Annotated in this window: 15 protein-coding genes and 2 tRNA genes; 12 read left to right on the forward strand and 5 right to left on the reverse strand. The window is 45.6% G+C overall.

Going from position 1 to position 20,766, the window contains the following annotated elements; all coding sequences use genetic code 11:
• Positions 1–75: 75 nt before the first annotated feature.
• Together K4039_RS04165 and K4039_RS04170 are read left to right on the forward strand one after the other, a co-directional pair.
• A complete protein-coding gene (locus K4039_RS04165) occupies positions 76–1,749 on the forward strand; it encodes a SpoIIE family protein phosphatase (protein WP_265233873.1) in 1,674 nt (557 codons plus the stop codon).
• A 346-nt stretch (positions 1,750–2,095) separates the two neighbouring features.
• Positions 2,096–2,521 carry an anti-sigma regulatory factor gene (locus tag K4039_RS04170; protein ID WP_265233874.1) on the forward strand — a complete coding sequence of 142 codons (426 nt, stop codon included), beginning with the start codon at positions 2,096–2,098 and terminating at the stop codon, positions 2,519–2,521.
• 392 nt (positions 2,522–2,913) lie between these two features.
• Here the strand turns inward: K4039_RS04170 and K4039_RS04175 are convergent, their stop codons facing one another.
• On the reverse strand, positions 2,914–3,345 hold the full coding sequence (locus K4039_RS04175; protein ID WP_265233875.1) for a nuclear transport factor 2 family protein: 432 nt from the start codon (positions 3,343–3,345) through the stop codon (positions 2,914–2,916).
• Between the two features lie 329 nt (positions 3,346–3,674).
• Entirely contained in the window at positions 3,675–4,637 is a 963-nt protein-coding gene (locus K4039_RS04180) for an orange carotenoid-binding protein (protein WP_265233876.1), read from the reverse strand.
• A gap of 210 nt (positions 4,638–4,847) precedes the next feature.
• On the opposite strand from K4039_RS04180, the gene queG reads away from it, so the two are divergent.
• The 7 genes from queG (at position 4,848) to K4039_RS04215 (ending at position 9,418) form a co-directional block, all read left to right on the forward strand.
• The gene (gene queG / locus K4039_RS04185; RefSeq protein WP_265233877.1) at positions 4,848–5,816 is read left to right on the forward strand and encodes a tRNA epoxyqueuosine(34) reductase QueG; all 969 of its coding nucleotides are present in this window, start codon (positions 4,848–4,850) and stop codon (positions 5,814–5,816) included.
• Positions 5,817–5,946: 130 nt separating this feature from the next.
• Positions 5,947–7,074 carry a pentapeptide repeat-containing protein gene (locus K4039_RS04190; RefSeq protein WP_265233878.1) on the forward strand — a complete coding sequence of 376 codons (1,128 nt, stop codon included), beginning with the start codon at positions 5,947–5,949 and terminating at the stop codon, positions 7,072–7,074.
• A gap of 36 nt (positions 7,075–7,110) precedes the next feature.
• Positions 7,111–8,286: an SDR family NAD(P)-dependent oxidoreductase gene (locus tag K4039_RS04195; protein WP_265233879.1), complete on the forward strand. Its 1,176-nt coding sequence runs from the start codon at positions 7,111–7,113 to the stop codon at positions 8,284–8,286.
• Positions 8,246–8,470, forward strand: coding sequence for a hypothetical protein (locus K4039_RS04200; protein WP_265233880.1), 225 nt, complete (start codon positions 8,246–8,248; stop codon positions 8,468–8,470). Before K4039_RS04195 ends, K4039_RS04200 begins: the two co-directional genes overlap by 41 nt.
• A gap of 87 nt (positions 8,471–8,557) precedes the next feature.
• Positions 8,558–8,633, forward strand: a tRNA-Val gene (locus K4039_RS04205).
• Positions 8,633–8,704 (forward strand) — tRNA-OTHER (locus tag K4039_RS04210). Before K4039_RS04205 ends, K4039_RS04210 begins: the two co-directional genes overlap by 1 nt.
• A 75-nt stretch (positions 8,705–8,779) precedes the next feature.
• Positions 8,780–9,418 carry an HAD-IA family hydrolase gene (locus tag K4039_RS04215; protein ID WP_265233881.1) on the forward strand — a complete coding sequence of 213 codons (639 nt, stop codon included), beginning with the start codon at positions 8,780–8,782 and terminating at the stop codon, positions 9,416–9,418.
• Between the two features lie 385 nt (positions 9,419–9,803).
• Here K4039_RS04215 and K4039_RS04220 read toward each other — a convergent pair whose 3' ends face one another.
• Positions 9,804–10,631 carry an SWIM zinc finger family protein gene (locus K4039_RS04220; protein WP_265233882.1) on the reverse strand — a complete coding sequence of 276 codons (828 nt, stop codon included), beginning with the start codon at positions 10,629–10,631 and terminating at the stop codon, positions 9,804–9,806.
• On the opposite strand from K4039_RS04220, the gene K4039_RS04225 reads away from it, so the two are divergent.
• Entirely contained in the window at positions 10,605–10,739 is a 135-nt protein-coding gene (locus K4039_RS04225; protein WP_265233883.1) for a hypothetical protein, read from the forward strand. The two genes, K4039_RS04220 and K4039_RS04225, sit on opposite strands and share 27 nt — an antisense overlap.
• 87 nt (positions 10,740–10,826) lie before the next feature.
• On the opposite strand, the gene K4039_RS04230 is transcribed toward K4039_RS04225, so the two are convergent.
• Complete coding sequence (locus K4039_RS04230; RefSeq protein ID WP_265233884.1) at positions 10,827–15,623, reverse strand: SNF2-related protein; 4,797 nt, start codon at positions 15,621–15,623, stop codon at positions 10,827–10,829.
• Positions 15,624–16,023: 400 nt separating this feature from the next.
• Between K4039_RS04230 and K4039_RS04235 the strand changes: the two genes are divergently transcribed.
• Positions 16,024–18,177, forward strand: a complete 2,154-nt coding sequence (locus tag K4039_RS04235) for a polyribonucleotide nucleotidyltransferase (RefSeq protein WP_265233885.1) — start codon at positions 16,024–16,026, stop codon at positions 18,175–18,177.
• A 396-nt stretch (positions 18,178–18,573) separates the two neighbouring features.
• Positions 18,574–18,951: a hypothetical protein gene (locus tag K4039_RS04240; protein ID WP_265233886.1), complete on the forward strand. Its 378-nt coding sequence runs from the start codon at positions 18,574–18,576 to the stop codon at positions 18,949–18,951.
• Between the two features lie 108 nt (positions 18,952–19,059).
• Here the strand turns inward: K4039_RS04240 and K4039_RS29745 are convergent, their stop codons facing one another.
• The gene (locus K4039_RS29745; RefSeq protein WP_321161521.1) at positions 19,060–20,310 is read right to left on the reverse strand and encodes a Rid family detoxifying hydrolase; all 1,251 of its coding nucleotides are present in this window, start codon (positions 20,308–20,310) and stop codon (positions 19,060–19,062) included.
• Between the last annotated feature and the right edge of the window lie 456 nt (positions 20,311–20,766).

Consider the following 20,766-nt stretch of genomic DNA (forward strand, 5'->3'; position numbering starts at 1 on the left):
CTCCGCTGAATCAGAAGAGGGTATTTGACAAGCTAGTTTTAGACCTGATTAATTCGCCTAGGAGTAGGGAATAACATGAGTCGGGGAGATGGAAGCAAACTGAAACTAATGGTAGTCGATGACGAACCCGACAACTTGGATTTGCTGTACCGGACGTTTCGACGCGATTTTCAGGTTTACAAAGCAGATAGCGCTCTCAGCGCCCTGGAAGTTCTAGACGCACAGGGCGAGATGGCGGTGATTATATCTGACCAGCGGATGCCTGAAATGAATGGCACCGAGTTTTTGGGGAAAACAGTCGATCGCTTTCCTGATACGATTCGGATTCTGCTGACTGGATACACAGATGTTGAAGATTTGGTTGAGGCTATTAACGCTGGTCAAGTTTTCAAGTACATCACCAAACCGTGGAATCCTGAAGAACTGAAATCAGTTATCAATCAAGCGTCAGAAACTTACAAATACTACAAGCAGCGCAGCGTTTCACTGCGCCGCGCTTTACGCAAAGAATCTCTGTTTAATGAGGTGATGAGCGTGATTCGCGGGTCGCTAGATTACTCTAGTATGGTACAAACTATTGTTCAAACCGTAGGTCAAACTTTTGAGGCCAACTATTGTATGCTGCGGCCAGTAGATGGCGATCGACTATTACCGAGTACCTTTCCCTACCAAGCCCAAACCACCGAACCCAGCAGCTTTTCTTTTGATGAAAATTTGCTGGTTCAGGCCGTAGCTAGCCGCCAAACTCAAGTCAACGCCAACAGTGGGGGTGACGGTAACTCGGTTGAGATTGCTGTACCTCTGACTTATCAGCAAGATTTGCTGGGGATACTGGCTCTGTGTCAGCAAGGCGGGACTAATCCTTGGTCGGCAGAAGATATAGAGTTAATAGAAGGTGTGGCGGCTCAAGCGGCTCTCGCCCTCTCCCAAGCTAAGCTCTACCAGCGCACTCTGGATTTAGCCCAGCAGATGCAAAATGAGTTGGAAGTGGCTCGCCAAATCCAAACAAACTTGTTGCGCCAAAGTTGGCCGGATTTTGAAACTGTCAGGGTGCAAGCTTGTTGTTATCCTGCACGCGCAGTGGGTGGCGACTTTTTTGAAGTCTATGTCCACTCGCAAGGGGATATTTGGATAGCGGTGGGTGATGTTTCGGGTAAGGGCGTTCCGGCTGCTCTATTTATGGCTAGCGCGATTTCGGTGATGCGGCGAGAACTTTCTCAAGAAGTTTCTCCTGAACCCGATCGAGTTATGCAGAATATGAATAGCACTATGTCTGACGACCTGATCGGCAACAACCATTTTATTACAATGGTTGTAGCTCGTTACACTCCGTCAACGGGACACTTGGCTTTTGCTAATGCCGGTCACATTTACCCGATTGTTTGGTCGAATTCTGACGTGAAAGCTCAGACTGCTAGCGGTTTAACGCCAGCAGAGCCGAATTTCCTGAAAGCTCGCGGCATTCCCTTGGGGATACTGCCAGTTTGGAAAGGTAAAGCCGGTGCTATCGACTTAAAGTCAGGAGATGTTTTTCTGCTGACGAGTGACGGGATTACTGAAGCTAGCGTGACCACTGCGGCGATCGCAGGGGGCGAACCAACCCGTTCTATGCTACAACAAGAAGGGCTTTGGCAACTCTTGATTGAGGAGCCTGGTTCCATCAACTTGGACAATTTGTTGGCCTACATCCGAGCTGACAATCCCGTTCAGGAAGATGACCAAACCATACTCTCTCTGGAGGTTCTCTGAATCTGTCAGCAACTCCCGACTTTTAGTCGGGGCTTCGGGTCTCAAAAACCCAAAGCCTCAGTTGACAGCTTACAGATTACCAGATGGGACTGGGCGATCCTCTTCGTTGGCGTAGCTCCCGTAGGGCGGGCTTCGCTAACGGCAAAAGTTACAGAACTAGCGCCTCAAAGCCTAACTCTTAACTGATGCTTTTTGATCGATGCTTTCAAAAAAAGTCTATTGGATCGATCGCCCGGTATTGAGTACCCTCCATGTAGCGGCAAATATTAACGCCAAATAAATTCGGCGCATCGTATTTCATCCCTGGTCTGAAAACACAGGATTTCTAAACTTACAGGATTTTTTTATGAATACTGAGCTTCAGGTACCAAGCGACTTGCGGTTTTTAACAATTGTTGAAAATTGGTTGCTAAGCAGTTTGGAAGTTGAGCTAGGAGAGCACATCGATTGGCCGCGTCAGTCGAATCGTTTGCGCTTGGTGTTAGCAGAAGCCTATTCTAACGTGATCCGCCATGCTCACAAAGATCAACCCAACTTACCCGTGTTAATTCGCTTGAATTTAAAAAATCGGGATATTGGTTTAGAAATTTGGGATTACGGTAAAGGTTACGAAATGGATACTTACAGTCCTCCGAGACCGGAAGCTAAACAGGAAAGTGGCTATGGCTGGCTGATTATGAGCAGACTTATGGATCGCGTGGACTACAGTTTGCAACTAGACGGTCGCAACTGTCTGAAGTTGGAAGCTAGTTTGCCAGAAAAATCTTCTTAATTAGCTGTTAGTGATTAGTGATTAGTCATTAGTTATTAGTGATTAGTCATTAGTGATTGACAATGTTTTTTGATTTTAGTGGTTGTCTGTCGCACCGTGCGGTGACAGCCAATTTTTTGTGAAGTCTCGTCCCTCTCTAAGAGACTATAAATTTGTTAGCACACTCGTAGATGCAGAAATACCGAAGAAACCGGGTTTTTTTACCATTGGTGGCGCTTCAGCACAGATTTGGGTGAAAAACCCGGTTTCTGCCTGAATTGGCCACAAATACCAAAGAAACCGGGTTTTTATAATTTGATTGCGGTAGCATTCTTACCAATTACCAATTGCCAATTACCAATTGCCAATCACCAATTGCCAATCAGTCCCTCACTCCTTTGAACATTCCTATATTAAGGATCAAATTTCTTAGGCCGCAGACTGAGCAATTCTTGGGGAGACGCTAATAGTTTGACGGTGACAGAAAGGATTTCTTGCTGATGATTAAGTAGGAACACCCATCCGACATTAATCCCAAATGCGGCAGTTTGCACTCGGCCGCTGACCTGAATTTCAACTGTGTCATTTTCTAAAATTTTGCTTACACTTTGCTGGGGTTCGAGCTGCATTCCTCGCGCTTCTGTTTTTAGATAAGTGGCGATCGAGCTTTTACCGATAATTGGCTCTTCAAACGGCGCGTGCAGAACTCCGTCCTCAGCAAACAAATTAGTGGTCGCTGCAAAATCGCCCGCGTTGAAAGTTTCAAAATATCCCTGTACCGCAGGCTTTGTGAGGCCGGCCATATTTATAGAGCGAGTTAAAATAGGTCGAGTTGTGGCGGTCATAAAAGAAGTGATTGCAAATGAATGAATATACTCTAATCATTCTCTTTTGCCCAGCAAATCCCTCAAAAGATATAAGTAGGGTGAGGATAAATTATATTACAAAAGGAATAAGCCGCGATACCGATCGCAGCTAAAAGAGCGATCGACCGAAATTAATATTATTTTAAAAAAAGTATACAATTGTAGACCCGCGCTCCAAACCCTTATACAGTCAGTAATTGCCAATTATAAAATCTTCAACGCGAAAATCAAAAATAGTAAAAACCCAGACACCAGAAGGCATCTGGGTTTCTGCACCAGTCTGTTTTACTGAAGCCAACCAGAATATTCTATTTGCGCATCAGGTTGAGCAATTCTTTAGGAGATGCCAACAAGTCGATCGCCACAAAGAAAATTTGACCTTGAGGATCAAGCATAAACCGCCATGCGATGTTCATACCCACATTCGCGCCGAACCAAGGAGTTTCGACTTTGCCGGTAACTTTGACTTGGCGGTAGCCATCTTCTGCGGGCTCCGATACACCTTGTTCGGGCATCATTTTCAGTCCGATACACTCTTCCCGCATATAGTTGAGGATGGCTTCGCGACCGACGATCGGCTTTTGGAAAGGCGGTTGTAGGGCACCTTCTTCAGCAAATAAACCGACGGCTGGGGTGAAGTCGAAGGCGTTCATGTAGTCGATGTAGCTGAGCACTGTCAGCTCGCTGATACCCTCAATCTTGGTTTTCACCCGCTCTGCGGCCGCGGTGGGAGTGCTGCGAGGAGCCGAGCGTTTGCCGTATTCTTGGCTGAAATCGGGGTCGTAGCCCATGTGAACTACGGTGTTACGCAGTACAGTAATTTGCTGACCCGGATCGAGTTTCTTGATGGTTTCAAGAACTTTGGTGGCTTCGGCAGACATTTGATAGCCTGCGGGGATCGGAGCGACAGCGCCCTGTTTCATCAACTGTCCCAACTCGTACCAGAAACCGAGTTTGGTGTTGACGCGCAGGGATGTGTAAATCCGGCCGATGGTGGTGTCGGCGTTGCTGGCGAGGTCAAACATGGTTTTGCTTTGAGCATCCGGCGACATCTGCTTGATTTCGTTCAGGACGCCTTCGACAAGCGCCATGCTGGCTACTCCCGGAGCTGCTGCGGTGATGGAAATGCCCATTTCGGTGTAGGCATACCAGAGTAGTGCGAGTTGGTCTTCAACGCTGAGTTTGTAGAACGAGTCCGTGGTAGCCGGAACAGCGCTAGCAATCTCGGTGTTGGAGAAAATAGATTGAGCGGATTGAATACTAACTGCCATGTATATACTTTGGGATTCGCTGTGGGTTTTACTTGCGTATTTGAAATGTGCGAATCTAACTCTCCCTTAATTTAAATTATGTAACGTTTTTGACAAATTAGAGTTCAAATTTATAAATATAAAGATTTTGAAAGTATTATGAATGTTTAGATAAAATCATTCTAAATATTAATAGACTTATTACGCATTTTGTGATATGGTTCCTTACTTATGAAAATATCAATTAATAGCGATCTCATTAAGCAAAAAGCCCTAGAGTTGGGATTTCACAAAGTCGGGCTCGCCTCAGCACAGGAAGAAACGCAGGTAGATGCACAAAGATTGCAGGCTTGGTTGGACAAGGGTTATCAGGCAGACATGGCATGGATGGCAAACCCGAAACGGCTGGATATTCGATCGCTCATGCCAGATGTACAGTCAGTGATATGTGTAGCCATCAACTACTACACGCCTCACCAACGCCCCGATAATCCCCCGTTTGAGGGCGGGGACGATGCAGCGATCGAGTATGCTAAGATCTCTCGCTACGGCTGGGGACGGGATTATCACAAAATTCTTCACAAAAAACTGAAGCTTTTGGCAAATTGGGTGCGATCGCAAGCTGAGGGAATTGAAGCGCGGTATTATGCTGACACCGGGCCGATTCAGGATAAAATGTGGGCGCAGCGTGCAGGGATTGGCTGGATTGCTAAAAATGGTAATGTAATTTCGCGGGAATACGGTTCTTGGGTGTTTTTGGGCGAAATCTTGACTAATCTGGAGTTAGCGCCCGATGCGCCACACACTGAACATTGCGGTACTTGTACTCGCTGCATCGAGGCGTGTCCGACGGGAGCTATTACTGAGCCTTTTGTCGTGAATGCCGATCGGTGCATAGCTTATCATACGATCGAGAATCGAGCCAAAAAATTGCCCGACGAAATTGCATCTAATTTACAAGGTTGGGTAGCAGGTTGCGACGTTTGTCAGGATGTTTGTCCCTGGAATCAGCGATTTGCTAAACCAACAGATGTTGCAGAATTTGAGCCTTATCCTGAAAACATAGCACCGACACTTGCAGAATTAGAAGAAATTTCCGATGAGGAGTGGAACCGCAGATTTACAGCTTCGGCGCTGCGGCGAATTAAACCCGAAATGCTGCGGCGGAATGCCAAAGCCAGTCAAATTAATAGTCATTAGTCAGCAGTCAGTAGTCATTAGTCAGTAGTCATTAGTCATTAGTCAGTAGTTCCACTCTTTTTTCCTTCTTCCTGACATCCGTTACATCCGCGGAGCGAATCCGTTGCCGAACTTCCTTCTTCTAAAATCCATGTCTGCAAACGAACCCACAGAATACGATGCAATTTTGGGCGGTAAAAATCCACCTCCAATTAATGCTGCTTTATTGGGCGGCATAGCAGGAATCAAGCAGCGCTTAGCAAGCCCGCTAGCTGAAGCAAGGCTAGCAGCACTTTCAGAGGCTCTCAACTACGGAGAAGCAGGTTTAGAAGCAGCAATTACAGTTTTTGACGATGCTGACGAGCGGGTGCGAGCTACCGCAGCTGCGATATTTGGTCAGGAATCACAAATCATTTTGCTCAAAAAAGGTGCAGCAATCTGGAATAAATGGAGAGTGCAAAATCTACTTTTGTTGGGCGGTTTCGTAGACTTGAGTTGGGCAAATTTAAGCGGAGCTAATTTGAGCCGCGCTAACCTGAGAGAGTCAAATTTAGCAGGAGCAAATTTTGAAGGCAGCAATTTGCAAACAGCCAAAATTTTTCAGAGTAACTTGGAAGTAACTAATCTGAGAAATGCCGATTTGAGCGGCGCTAACCTGAGCCGCTCGAATCTCAGCGGGGCTGATTTGCAGGGAGCTAATCTCAGTCAAGCAAACCTTAGTTCAGTTAATTTTCGGGAAGTTAATTTATCTCAAAGCATCCTGAAAAAAGCTAAACTCGGTAGAGCTGATTTGACTGGTGCTAATTTGAGTAGTGCTGACTTGAGCGGGGCTGATTTGAGTCTGGCTGAGCTGGGCGGGGCAAATTTGACAGGAGCAAATCTGGCGGGGATTAAATTAATTCGCTCTAACTTGAATGGCTGGAATTTTAAAGGATTTGTTTTTGCAGGAGCTAATTTGCGGTGGAGTAAATTTGCAGGGGCTTGTTTTATGAGAGCTAATTTGCGCGGTGCTAATCTAGAGAGAACTGATTTGACAAATGCTGATTTTTATCAAGCTGATTTTACTGGAGCTAACCTGTGCGATGCGGATTTTAATAAAGCTACTTTGGCTGGTGCTAATCTCAGCGGTGCTGTTGTGAAAAGAGCAACTTTCCTGAAAGCAAATCTCAGCGGGGCTAATTTCAGCAATGCTAATCTGAGCGGTGCTAATTTGAAAAAAGCTAATATTGATGGGACAAATTTTACTGATGCTAATCTTTCGCGATGTGCCTGGACATGATAGTTAGTCTTGTTTGATTTCAATTATGGATTGAATATGGATAAACTGCCACGCTGTTTTGTCTGCAAGAATAATTTTAAACAGCCGCATTCTTTTTATCGCGGTTTGTGTTTGGATTGTGGTGAAGTTAATTATGCAAAACGCAACGAAACGGCTAATTTGCACGGGCTGTTTGCTTTGGTGACGGGAGCGAGGGTAAAAATTGGGTATGCTGTAACTTTGAGGTTGCTGAGGGCTGGTGCTTCGGTAATTGTTACTACTCGTTTTGCTCGCGATGCTGCTAAAAGGTATGCTGCTGAAACTGATTTTGGCGATTGGGGCGATCGCCTGCACGTTTACGAGTTAGATTTGCGATATATTGCCAAGGTTGAGCGTTTTGCAGAACACCTCACTTGTTGCTATCCCCGACTCGATATTATCGTCAACAATGCTGCTCAAACTGTTCGCCGCCCTCCGGCATTTTACCAGCATTTGAGGGATTTGGAAGCTCTGCCTTTCGAGGTTTTGCCTGCGGAAATTCAGCCGCTGTTAGCGCGATCGCACTTTTTGGCTCATAATCTTGGTGGGGATATGTCAAAAAAGTCGATCGCACCGGGAGATTCCGACAACCAAACTGCAAGTGCTTTAGCCTTGACTTTAGAGCAAGAGAACTTGATATCAGAGGAAGATAACTCTAGTTGGTTTCCGCTGGGGATGTACGATAGCGACGGACAGCAAGTGGATTTGCGTCCTTTCAACAGTTGGCTGATGAAGGACGATGAGGTGAGCATTTTGGAATTATTAGAAGTTCATGTAATTAATGCGATTGCTCCTTTTGCTATCAACAGCAGACTCAAAAGGCTCATGAATATTTTTCCTGAAAACAGCAAGTATATTGTCAATGTTTCCTCAAAAGAAGGGCTGTTTAACGGCGACAAATCTTGGCGTCACCCGCATACTAACATGGCCAAAGCATCACTTAACATGATGACTCGCACCTGCGCCAAAGAGTACGCAAAATACAAAATTTTTATGAATGCGGTCGATCCGGGATGGGTAAGTTTTCTACACCCTTATCCTCAAATTTTAACGATGCAAGCACGTGGCGTTCAACCTCCTTTTGATGCGATAGATGCGGCGGCGCGCATTTGTGACCCTATTTATGCAGGAATAAATGATAAACGCTATGTTTATGGCAAGTTATTTAAAGATTATACTGATTCGCCCTGGTGATAAGGAGAAGGAAGAAGGAAGAAGGAAGAAGGCAAAAGGAAGAAAGCAAAAGGGTTATTTATCGGTAAGGTGCGTCAGTTGGCAGAATTTTGATAGACATGAAATATCTCTTGCTGACGCACCATTTTTTTGCGGTGCGTCAGTTTTGAGGTTATTGGTTGGAAACAATAATTATCCAAACTGACACACCCTACTTGATGGTTATTTATCTGTAGAGTGCGTTATTTTTGAAATTATCAAATAGTTGCATTTAAAATGTATAATAAAATGGGGCAGTGTAGCTTAGTGGTAGAGCGATCGCCTCTACAAGGCGAGAGACAACCGTTTGATTCGGTTCGCTGCCACCAGCAACGTAGTTTAAGTGGTAGAATTCCCTGGAGTATACCGGGAGATGCGGGTGCGATTCCCGCCGTTGCTATCTTTTTTGCATTAACAATCAAGAGGTAATGGGTAATATAGAATAGATTCGCCGTTCCTTATTTGCTATTGTCCAATGACCAAAGTAATTATTTTTGATTTTGACGGCACTTTAGCAGATACAATCGACATTCTTCTGAGCATCACCAACCGTTTGTCAGAAGAATTCGGCTTTAAGTCTGCGACAAAAGAGGAAGTCGCTCAACTGAGTAATTTAACTTCTTGGCAAATCCTTAGGTATTCTGGCATTTCTATCTTCAAAGTCCCGCTGCTGATTAGAAAGTTGAAGGCAGAGTTGCGCAGTGAAATTCCCCACATTCAATTATTTCCGGGAATTAAAGAAGTTTTGCTGGAGTTAAAAAGCCTTGGGTTTCAACTGGGTATTATCACCTCTAATTCCAGAGAAAATGTCTTAGCATTGCTGGAAATTAACGGTTTGCAAGACAGTTTCACCTTTATTTACTCTGGTTCAACTTTTGGAAAAAATAAAGTTATTGATAGATGGCTAAAAAGAGAGCATATAAATCCTGAAGAAGTCATTTATGTGGGAGATGAAATCCGAGATATAGATGCTGCTAAAAAAACTGGAATTAAGATAATTGCTGTAGGTTGGGGTTTTAATTCTCAGGAGGCTTTGGCTGTACACAATCCCGATTTTTTGATTGAACGCCCCCAGGAATTGATCGAGATTATGAGTAATCTGAGGCAAGTGTAAATTTATGTAACAGAATATTGCCAAAGTTAAAGTAGTAAATACTTTATGTCCGGGCAGGTTGAAAAAATGGATTGAGGCTGATATAAAGATAAAGGAAAAGACTTGATCGATCGCTCAAATTAAGAGGAACAGCATTATGTCAGCCTTTGAAACTTTCTTGACGTTCGGCTTCGCTTCAGTTTTCGCGGTAGCGACTTTAGCAACTTGGTTGCGTTTCACCAATCCGCCTTCTGTTAAACGCAATTAGATCATCAGACTCGGCGGTTTCAATCGCGACTATACAAACGAAATCCGCCTCCGCGGATTGAAGAAAAAAAGTCGGCGGTTGAAACCGCGACTATACAAACGAAATCCGCCTCCGCGGATTGAAGAAAAGATAAATTTGTTAGTCTCCTTCGCCCCGTTTCAGTGCGGCTAAAACTGCTTGCTGGCTAACTGCTTGGTAGATTTTGCTAAAATGCTGCTTGAGTGCGTCTGATGCGGGGGAGGATTTGTTGGCTGTTCCTTTTCCGTCCGTTGCGAGGGGAATTGGGCCTAAAATATCTAAGACTGTTTCGCTGCTGGGCGGCGGCACAATTACTACTAAAGATGATTCTAGCTGCTGGTTGTATTCCCAAAAGCGATCGACCTTTGGCAATTTAGCATTCGCAGTGGGGGAATTTTCGCCGGAGTTGAGTTGGGAATTTTCGTCTCCTGGCGTACCTCGTCTTTGGCGGAGTGCGGTCAAAATTTGCTCTTTGGTTCTCCCGCGCAGTTGAAAGAGTACAAAAGGATCTTCTGTGAAGCGATCGCCCAACAAGTAGTATACTGCACTGATGTGCTTGCAAGGATTTTTGGGGTCAGGACAGCTACAGCGCGCGTGAATATCAGATAAACTTAATGGAAATAGCGTTTTTCCAGCCGCAGCAAATACATCCTCAATATTGTGCGGCATTTCTCCTGCTAATAATTTAGCCGAAAACACCGCTCTTTGCGACATATTTTCAATCACATAATCCCAATCTTCATCGGTTAATGTATCAAGTCCTAAAGAAACTTGATAGGGTTTGGGATCAGTGCCTTGAACTACGGCAATTACTTCTTGGTTGGGAAACTTAATGCTGAGAACTTTACCTTCCCGCGCATATTGCCACCCGCGTTCTAAACGCTTTTTGAAACGGTAGGTATTGATTAAATCGAGCCACTGTTGTGTCCACCATTCTCTGTCAATCATAAGGCGAAGGAAGAAGGAAGAAGGAAGAAGGAAGAAGGAAGAGGGAAGAAGGAAGAGGGAAGAGGGAAGAAGGTATATATTAGATTATGTCCGATAAATCAACTCTAATTATTGTAGGGGAGGGTTCACCAATATATATGATACAAACGATCGATCTAGTAAACCCGCCCCGCCCCGGCGACAAACCAATAAATATTATTCTTCTTCTGTTTCTATAATAGCATCGCGATCGAGAATCAGTAAATTGCGAAGTTGGTCAGTATCAAGTTCGGTAAGCCAGTTTTCCCCCGCGCTGACTACTTGTTCGGCGAGAGCTTTCTTACTTTCGATCATATCGTGTATTTTCTCCTCTAACGTACCCGTGCAGACAAATTTGTGGACTTGCACGTTGCGAGTTTGACCGATGCGAAATACGCGGTCAGTTGCCTGATTTTCTACTGCCGGATTCCACCATCTGTCATAATGGAAAACGTGGGTAGCCCTGGTTAAGTTCAAACCGGTGCCGCCAGCTTTTAACGATAATATCATAATCGGTGGGCCTTGGGGATCGTGCTGGAAGCGATCGATCATTTCTTCCCGCTGCTGTTGCTTAATTCCGCCGTACAAAAACAAAACTTCTCGCCCTAAATGCTTTTCTAAATGCGGTTTTAGGAGTTTTCCCCATTCGGCAAATTGAGTAAAAATCAAAGCCCGATCGCCCTCAGCGACAACCTCTTCCAACATTTCCACCAACCGCTGCAATTTCCCCGATTCTTGGCTGTTAACGCTCAATTCTTTCGGCTTAGCTGCTGCGTTCACAAGAGCGGGATGGTTGCAAAGTTGCTTGAGTTTTACCAGCAAAGCCAGAATCATTCCCCGGCGCTGAATGCCTTCGGCTGATTCCAAATTAGCGATCGACTCTTCGACTACTTTCTGATATAATGCGGCTTGTCCAGCAGCCAGACTGCAAAATACAGTCATTTCCTGTTTTTCCGGCAAATCTTGGATGATTTCCTTGTCCGTTTTCAGGCGGCGGAGGATGAAAGGCCGAACGAGCGATCGCAAAGTATGCAATGATTCTCTATCTCCATATTTCTCAATCGGAATAGCAAATCGGCGCTGAAAGAAATTGCGAGGCCCCAAATAGCCCGGATTCAGAAACTCCAAAATTGACCATAACTCTTGCAGTCTATTTTCCACCGGAGTTCCAGTCAGCGCGATTCTAAAAGATGCCTCGATTTGCCGCACCGCCTGCGACTGCTTAGCCTCGGAATTCTTAATATTTTGCGCTTCATCTAAAACCAATCCTTGCCACTTAACGCCTTGAATTTCCTTAGCATCGCGGAACACCAGCGCGTAACTGGTAACTATTAAATCTTTGCCCTTAATTGCGGCCGCAAATGCTTTACCTTTAGCCCGTTTGTCTCCGTGGTGAACTAACACTTTCAGCGTCGGCCCAAATTTCTTGACTTCGCGCTCCCAATTGCCTAATACTGATGTGGGACAAACCAGTAATGTCGGCGCTTCTAGGGCATTTTGTTCTTGTAAGTGTAGGAGGAAAGTAATTAGTTGAACAGTATTGTGGCACAAAATATTGTTGGCAACAAAATTGTGATGTTCGCTCACCTCAAAGTCGTAAACCCAGCCGCTGTAATCAAAATCCTCAATTTCCTCTATCCGACAATAAAATACTTCGCGATCGAGTATGAGTTGCAAATTTTCTCGAACATTATCTAGCTGCGGTACATTGAGATTTGCATAGGCATCCAGGGTCTGATTTGTCCATTTAGAAGGCTTTAGCTGGCGGTACTCTTGTTCTGCGGAACCAGCCAGCACATTTTCCATACCTGCTATCACCTTTCCTAGACTGGTGCGGGAAAACTGTTGGGAACCGTTAATATAAACAGGATTGTGCATCCCGAAATGCCGCAGCGGCAGTTTTGTCATCTCTACTGCATCAGCAACAAGATCCGAAACCGGAATTCCTTCGACATTTGTATTGGCAGTAACTTCGCAAATTTTCTCTAGTTTTTGCTGTTTTTCTGAATAACCAAAGCCTATTTCCTGCAAAAATATCCGCGCTGAGTTACCGCCGAAAGTGCCGATATAATAGGTGCGAAAAATTCCACTACCATTGGTAGCACGTTTCTGTCTGGCGGCGATTCGCAACCAAATTCCAAAACGGCGCAGGAGTGTAGAAAGTTGTTGGATAATTACAGGCGAAGCGGTACTAATTTCGACATTCCGCATTTGAGGAATAACAGAACCTTCAGCATCAAAGTAATTTTTTAGAAAAATCCGTATGCTATCCAGATTGGCTTGCATGATGAATTTTGGGAAACTTTTCTCGGCTGACAGTTTCCCCCACTGATAGCCTTTGGTTTCGAGAAAGTTTTGGTATGATCGACTGCATACAGTCAAATCTGCTGCTCTTGGATGATTCCGATTATGAAGAGCGGGATTATTGATTTTTATCCCATACTTTTCGCTAATTCGGTGGAGTGAGATACGTAAATCTTCCAGAACAGTCGCATCTTTTTGTGTTATTATGAGCCTTGCTTGATTGGGCAGTTCATGTCCCTCAGCAATCTGCCAAGCCATAAATTTGACTAAATTTGGATCTTCGGGTTTTCCTTCCCAATACAATTTGGCAGGTACACAAACATAATCTCCAACTTTAAACTCATTTGTCCAGCCATCGCGTCCTAACAATTTGTGGCGGCGGGTAATAGTGATGCTGCTACCGTCTTGCAGTTTGATGGTTCGCAATTTTTCTTGGACTTGCTGGCGGTAAAGTCGTCGAACATTTGCTTGTACAATCTTGCCCGTTTCCCGATGGATAGAATTTACAATTAATTGCTCGGTAGGTTCAGACCAAAAGCCCTCACCGTCGAATTCTATTTTGTTAGAATAAGCTTCCCAGATTTTTTCAGCTTCTTGTAAAAAACCATTGACAAAAAGCAAGCTCTGCGGTAAAATGCATTTTCCCAAACCCATATCGTCGGCGAGACAAGCACCTAAACCCCAGCGTTCTAAAAATGCTAACCAGCCCGCCCCTAGCGCTTGATAAGGCCGCAATTGTCCTCGGAAAGTAGCCGGAGTCGCGATCGCACTTACCGCCTGATTATCGCTTAAAGTATTCAACAATTCCTGAAGTTGACCAGTTGCTTCAAAATTCACCACAGGCAACTTTTCAATAGTCTGAGAATCGCCCGAAGCCAAACGCAAAGCATCCTCCAAAGAAAGAGTCATTTGGGAATTGCGACTAGCAAAAAAAGTTTTAGCAGCCTTCACATCGGTGGCGCGCAACTCCACCCACTCACCGTTAATTTCCACCAAAGGCGAATTAAGTTCTACCAGCCGATCGAATTCTGCCTTAGAAATGCGCTGTCCGCCGATCGTCAATTCCCACTTAAAACTTAGCAGACTTTGCAAACCCAGCCCACCCTTCGCCGGATTCGCCTTCGGAGTTTCCGCCTGAATGCTCAAACCCAAACGACTCGCCCAACCATCAGCCTTTGTCAAACTAGGCGGCAAAACAACGCCCAACCCGCTATCAGCAAACCGCCAAGCCACAGACTTAATAAACTCGTAAGCTTGCAGCGGATTTAATTGACAAAATTGCGGTCGTTGTGCTTGCAAACTCGGCTCAATTAAAGGATAAAGTTTCGATGCTAAACCCAACCCTCCCAGCAAAGTTTCTTGTGGTAATTCAATTGTCCGCCCCGCATAAGCCAAACGTTCAACAGAATTATTCCAAACAGTTGTCGCATCTACCAAAAAATCCGTTTCATCTACTGCTTGCAAACAATAATTTAAACTCCAATTAACTTTACCCGGAGACGGCGGGATTAGTTGAAAACAAGTGCGAAATTGGTTTTGTTGAGACAGTTGGTTTTGCAGCGGTGAAGTCCAAGCACTAAGCTTGTTTGCCAACTTTTCTAAAGCCCCTGATTCTGCTTGCACGACTCCAGATTCTTGTTGCAAAGCTTGCAGCCATTCGCGGGTAGGAGAAAGTGTTTTGATGTCTAAAGTGGAGCCAGCAGCCGATCGCACTTCACCATCTACAACACTACTCAAAAACCCCAAAACCAACTCCTGCGCCCCCACCGGCAAATCCACCGACAAAGCCCATACCTCCCTCGCCACCGAACTTTCTTTTCTTACACCTCTTCCATCCGCTAAATCCGCTACAAAATCCGCTGCCAATCTTCCATCCGCTAAATCCGCTACAAAATCCGCTGCCAATCTTACATCCGTTACATCCGCTACAAAATCCGCTGCCGAACCTTCTTCCTTCTGATACATTCGACAAGCCGTCGGCATTTGCTTAGAAAAAGTAGCGAGACGGAGAATATCTGTCGAACTGTCTAACAAAGGTTGCCACTTAGCAATAGCCGAACCATCAGATTGGGCCTCCAATGCCGGCAAGAACTTGCACCTCGCCAACAAATCCAAACTCCACCTAGCAAGATGCGACCAAAAACGCAAATCTGAGCCGACAAAAGAATCTGCTTCTGTGCTATTAAGCGGCAATGATTGCAAAAAAACAAAAGCGGCTTGAGGGTTGAGCAAATAACCCTCAACTTGCCAAGGATAAAGATAAATTTCATCGATTGGGCCTGGTTCCTCTAATGCTGCGGCCGAGTGCTGCGGCATAATAGTTGCGTTGGATTCCGAGATTTTGGTCGGAAGCGCGATCGCCCGAACTTGCCTCAGAACCGATAAAATTTCCGTGGGAAGGGCTGCCGCCGTCGTTTTGGACGAACTCCGAGTTTTCTTAGTTTTCTGCTTAATTTCTGCGGTTTCTGGTAATTGCCAGTGGAGTTTCCCCGACTGCTGCAAAGAATTTAGAAAAGTATTCAATTCCGCCTCAGTCATTGCCAAAGGATGCTGCGGACTAAACTCAGATTCAACAATATCGATCGCCCCAATCTTCCGCCAAGTTTCCCCCCAAACAAACAAGCCGCTTTTTTCGTGTTCTAATAACCAACTGCCGTGTAAAATAGCCATTTTTAAATCCTAATATTTTTATTTAATTGCGAGACTTGCTGCCTCAGTTTTGTCTAACTTGTGAATAATAGAACTATGGCAATGCAAAAATACGAAATATCTGAAATATCTGCGTTAATCTGTGTTTATCTGCCCGACATCTGCGGTTGACCCGATCGCTCCCAAGTCCCAATCGAAAACTCATCCTACCATTTAGAGCAGGCGTTTGGGGGGCGATCGCCCGGGCGAACCGACCCCAGAAGCCCCAATATCAAGAGTATAAATGCTTATACATCCAGCGCCACGACTTGATCGCCCGCACAAAAAATCTCTCTCTTTTGGCATTGGACTCTCAAACATCCTGTGGTAGTGTTACGATCCCGACAGAGAAAGAATGTGGTAGATAAGGAAGCAGTCCTACATGGTAGAGATAGACAAGTCAATATCCTTCGATGGAAGGGATATTAGACTGAAGATTGGTTTACTAGCGCCTCAAGCAGGCGGTGCAGTTTTGATTCAGTCGGGTGACACGGCGGTTTTAGTGACAGCGACTCGATCGCAGGGGAGAGAAGGAATTGATTTCCTGCCCCTGTTGGTGGATTACGAAGAGAGACTGTACGCAGGCGGTAAAATTCCCGGTGGATTTTTGCGCCGCGAAGGGCGTCCCCCAGAAAAAGTGACTTTGACTGGGCGTTTGATCGATCGCCCGTTGCGCCCGCTATTCCCAAGCTGGTTGCGAGATGACATCCAAGTCGTAGCAACAACGCTGTCGATGGACGAACAAGTACCCCCAGACGTTTTGGCGGTAACAGGCGCTTCCGTAGCGATTCTGCTGGCGAAAATGCCGTTTTACGGGCCAATGGCTGCCGTGCGAGTCGGTTTGGTAGGGGACGATTTCATCATCAACCCAACCTACAGCGAAATCAAAGAAGGCGAGTTGGATCTCGTGGTAGCCGGTTCTCCTGACGGAGTAATCATGGTGGAAGCCAGCGCCAACCAATTGCCCGAACAGGATATCATCGAGGCGATCGACTTCGGCTATGAAGCAGCCTGTGACTTGATTCAAGCCCAGCGCGAAATCATGGCAGAATTGGGTATCGATTTCGTGGTAGAGGAACGCCCACCGCAAGATTTCGCCCTCGAAAACTTCATTCGCGATCGCGCCCAAGAACCAATCCGCATCATTTTGTCAAGATTTGAAAAAGACAAAGCAATACGGAATGCAGCTTTGGATGAAGTGAAAGCCAATGAAGTCGAAGCTGCGATCGCCCAACTCGCCGAAGACGATCCGATCAAAGTAGCCGCCAGCGCCAACGGCAAAGTAATAGGCAACGTTTTCAAAGACGTTACCAAAAAAATGATGCGGAAGCAAATCATCGAAGATGGCGTCCGTGTAGACGGCCGCAAGCTAGACGAGGTGCGAGACGTTTCTTGTCGCGTAGGCGTGCTCCCGTCGCGAGTACACGGCTGTGCGTTGTTCAATCGCGGGTTAACCCAAGTCTTGTCCGCAGCTACCCTGGGAACCCCAGGCGATGCCCAAGATTTAGGAGACGACTTGCACCCGCAGCAAGACAAACGCTACCTGCATCACTACAATTTCCCGCCATTTTCCGTGGGAGAAACTAAGCCGATGCGATCGCCCGGCCGCCGAGAAATCGGTCACGGAGCCCTCGCAGAACGCGCTTTGCTGCCCGTTTTGCCATCCAAAGAAGATTTCCCCTACGTGATTCGCGTAGTTTCCGAAATCCTTTCTTCCGACGGTTCAACCTCAATGGGTTCAGTTTGCGCCTCAACGCTAGCATTAATGGATGCAGGCGTTCCCATTTCCCAACCCGTCAGCGGCGCGGCAATGGGCTTAATTAAAGAAGGCGATGAAGTCCGAATTTTGACTGACATTCAGGCAATTGAAGACTTCTTAGGCGACATGGACTTCAAAGTAGCCGGTACCGACACCGGAATTACTGCTTTGCAAATGGACATGAAAATCAAAGGTTTGCCCTTAGATGTGATAGCCACAGCCATCCGCCAAGCCAAACCCGCCAGACTGCACATTTTAGAAAGAATGCTGTCAACTATCGACACTCCCCGCAAGGAAATGTCGCAGTTTGCACCGCGTTTGCTAACGCTGAAAATCGATCCAGAATTCATCGGTTTGGTAATTGGGCCTGGTGGCAAAACGATCAAAGCCATCACCGAAGAAACTGGTGTCAAGATTGACATCGAAGACGACGGAACCGTGACAATTGCTGGTAACGACAGCGAAAAAGCTCAGCGGGCTTACAATATTGTCCAAGGCATGACGCGCAAGTTGAATGCTGGAGACGTGTATGTCGGCCGCGTAACTCGAATTATTCCGATCGGCGCTTTCGTCGAAATTCTGCCAGGAAAAGAAGGAATGATTCACATTTCCCAGTTAGCGGATTACCGTGTTGGGAAAGTGGAAGACGAGTTAGCTGTGAATGATGAAGTGATTGTCAAAGTGCGAGAAATTGACAATAAAGGTCGAATTAACTTGACCCGTTTGAACATTCATCCTGATGAAGCGGTAGCCGCCCGCGAAGCGCTGAATAAATAGTTTAGGGTTGGTAATTGGTAATTGCTTGTATGGTAATTGCTAATTGCTGATTTATCGGTGGTAATTAGTAATTGCTAGCAGGTAATTGCTAATTGCTAATTAAGATTCAATCCGGTTGTTGCGGGTTGATTTGGGAGTAGAGTGCGCGACAGCGACAGATCAATTGCGATCGGCTGTGGGAGTTAAGACAGTCGCGCACTTTACCCTTCGATTTCTAGGATATTGGTGCTAAGATTTTGACAGATATTGATTAATGGCGATCGATTTTACTCTTAGTCCGCGGAGGCGGACATTGTTTGTGTAGTCGCGGTTTCAACCGCCGAATCTTATTTTGAAGGGTTGACAGAGTTTCCACCGAGTCCATACGAACCCGAACATGAGAGGGAGGAATAATCAATGCCAAAACGGTTGATCGTGTTCAAGACAGAATCGCTATCTTCCCCTGGCTGGGAAGATCGATCGCTTTCCCATACAGGTGCTCTAACGAGTATCCTGGCAGAACATTATGATTACTCAACCAAACCTCTGCCTCAAACGGGCGATCGCCTGCGGCACTTTGCCCAATTTACGGAAAGTAAAGAGCCTAAATCCCCTGCTGTCAGCACTCATGTTCGCTGGGGGGACTGGGAAGTGTCGCACGTAGAGGAGTACAGTCCCAAGATGCCGAATGCTGAGTATGACTGTTTAGCGGTATGCTATTGTCGTTACTCACCGATAGAGTCTGAGTGGAAGGAATTACCGAAGATTCAGGTTCCCGAACTACAAGAGCATTGATGCGCCCGTTGCTCTAAAATATGCTTGTCGGGCGAGCGATTTTACTCTTAGTCCGCGGAGGCGGACATCGTTTGTGTAGACGCGGTTTCAACCGCCGAGTCCCTGAATTTAAATCACAGCAATACAATCAATCTCTACTAACACATCTTTCGGTAAGCGAGCAACCTCCACACAAGCGCGCGCCGGTGCAGTTTCCGCATCAAAATATTTCGCATAAACCGCATTTACGGCGGCAAAATCATTCATATCTTTGAGAAAAACCGTAGTTTTTACCACATCCAACCAAGTAGCGCCGGCTTCTGTGAGAATCGCTTCCAGATTTGCCATAACTTGTTCGGTTTGCTTGGCCACGTCGTCGGTGTAGACGATATCGTTGAGTCGAATGTCGATCGCAATTTGACCTGCTACAAACAGCATAGTGCCCGTTGCGGCGATCGCTTGATTGTATGGGCCCACAGGTGCCGGTGCTTTGTCAGTACGAATAATTTTGCGCGTCATAGAAGTCACTTTTTGGGATAATTTTTCGGAGGTTTCTGGCTGGTAGATTTCTCCGTCAGAGGTTTCGGGCTGATAGATTTCTCCATCGGGCATTATTGTACCAGTTAAGTCTGCATTTTTGATATTCCAGCCATAGATTTGAGCCTCAGTCAAGTCTGCCCTTTTTAAACTTGCTGTAGTTAGATTTGCTCTCATTAAGTTGGCTCCTCGCAGATTGGCTCTTTCTAGATTTGCATTAGTCAAATTCATTCTTGACAGATCAACACCGTGCAGAATAGCTTTCGGAAACTTAGCTTTTTGAAGTTTTACCTCAGTCAAATTTGTCTCATTCAAATTTGCCATAGTTAAGTCAGCTTCCCGCAAATCTGCCTCAGTCAAATCAGCCTTATTCAGATTCGCTTTACTTAGGTTGGCTTTATACAAAGAAGCTAGACGTATGTCCGTACTATCTAGACTTGCACCGCTCAAATTTGCTTCGTCTAAATTGGTGCGACCTAATTTAGCATTATTTAAGTTGGCTCCTATCAGAGTTGCCCGCTCTAAGTCAGCATAATTTAAAATAGCACTACTAAAGTTTGCCCTGGTCAAATCTGCACCGCTAAGGTCTGCCCAGTTGAGATTCGCTGAGCCAGCAATGGCGCAACTTAAATTAGCACCTCTCAGCGATGCTTTAGTGAGGTTTGTACTTTGAAGGTATGCACCTGTTAGAATTGCTTCACTCAAATCTGCCCCTGAAAGATTTGCATTGTCTAGGTTGATGCCACTCAAGTCAGCACCTTTAAGGTCTGCCCCACTTAACTGTGCACTCTTAAATGCACGTTCGCCTTTGGCGTATCTTTCTAAAAGTTCTTCAGCCGTCATTCATAACCTCCTCGTCGTCGCATCCCAAAAATCACTATACCATCCGCGCGAATCCGCGTGCACCTGCCATTTTGCGCGTCGATAATTATGAAATTCCACACCCGCGTCCAAGAAACCGGGTTTCTACGATCATTTAAGCATCGTAGCTAAAATTTACGCAGAAACCCGGTTTCTGAGCCCCCGCGCACATCCAAGAAACCGGGTTTCTAGGATAATTTAAGCATCCTCACCGAGATTTACGCAGAAACCCGGTTTCTTTGTCGCAGTGAAAGAACATCAGCCAGCAATAAACTTCATAGCAACACCATTCATGCAGTAACGTTTCCCAGTATAGCAATCCTAAATCATTTTCTATGTATAGGTGTATTGATGGATTTTGGGGAAATCAAATTTATGTTCGTTTGTGAAAAACTCAAACAAAAATTTAATTATCTTAAAAGACTTACATAAATACCA

The organism is Lyngbya sp. CCAP 1446/10, from assembly GCF_026130175.1.
Lineage (GTDB): Bacteria > Cyanobacteriota > Cyanobacteriia > Cyanobacteriales > Microcoleaceae > Microcoleus.

Coding starts and splice junctions, on each gene's coding strand:
- queG (WP_265233877.1), top strand. CDS start 4,848: ATGAAAATATCAATTAATAGCGATCTCATTAAGCAAAAAGCCCTAGAG.
- K4039_RS04170 (WP_265233874.1), top strand. CDS start 2,096: ATGAATACTGAGCTTCAGGTACCAAGCGACTTGCGGTTTTTAACAATT.
- K4039_RS04195 (WP_265233879.1), top strand. CDS start 7,111: ATGGATAAACTGCCACGCTGTTTTGTCTGCAAGAATAATTTTAAACAG.
- K4039_RS04230 (WP_265233884.1), bottom strand. CDS start 15,623: ATGGCTATTTTACACGGCAGTTGGTTATTAGAACACGAAAAAAGCGGC.
- K4039_RS04215 (WP_265233881.1), top strand. CDS start 8,780: ATGACCAAAGTAATTATTTTTGATTTTGACGGCACTTTAGCAGATACA.
- K4039_RS04220 (WP_265233882.1), bottom strand. CDS start 10,631: ATGATTGACAGAGAATGGTGGACACAACAGTGGCTCGATTTAATCAAT.
- K4039_RS04190 (WP_265233878.1), top strand. CDS start 5,947: ATGTCTGCAAACGAACCCACAGAATACGATGCAATTTTGGGCGGTAAA.
- K4039_RS04180 (WP_265233876.1), bottom strand. CDS start 4,637: ATGGCAGTTAGTATTCAATCCGCTCAATCTATTTTCTCCAACACCGAG.
- K4039_RS04235 (WP_265233885.1), top strand. CDS start 16,024: ATGGTAGAGATAGACAAGTCAATATCCTTCGATGGAAGGGATATTAGA.
- K4039_RS04240 (WP_265233886.1), top strand. CDS start 18,574: ATGCCAAAACGGTTGATCGTGTTCAAGACAGAATCGCTATCTTCCCCT.
- K4039_RS04200 (WP_265233880.1), top strand. CDS start 8,246: ATGGCAAGTTATTTAAAGATTATACTGATTCGCCCTGGTGATAAGGAG.
- K4039_RS04165 (WP_265233873.1), top strand. CDS start 76: ATGAGTCGGGGAGATGGAAGCAAACTGAAACTAATGGTAGTCGATGAC.
- K4039_RS29745 (WP_321161521.1), bottom strand. CDS start 20,310: ATGACGGCTGAAGAACTTTTAGAAAGATACGCCAAAGGCGAACGTGCA.
- K4039_RS04175 (WP_265233875.1), bottom strand. CDS start 3,345: ATGACCGCCACAACTCGACCTATTTTAACTCGCTCTATAAATATGGCC.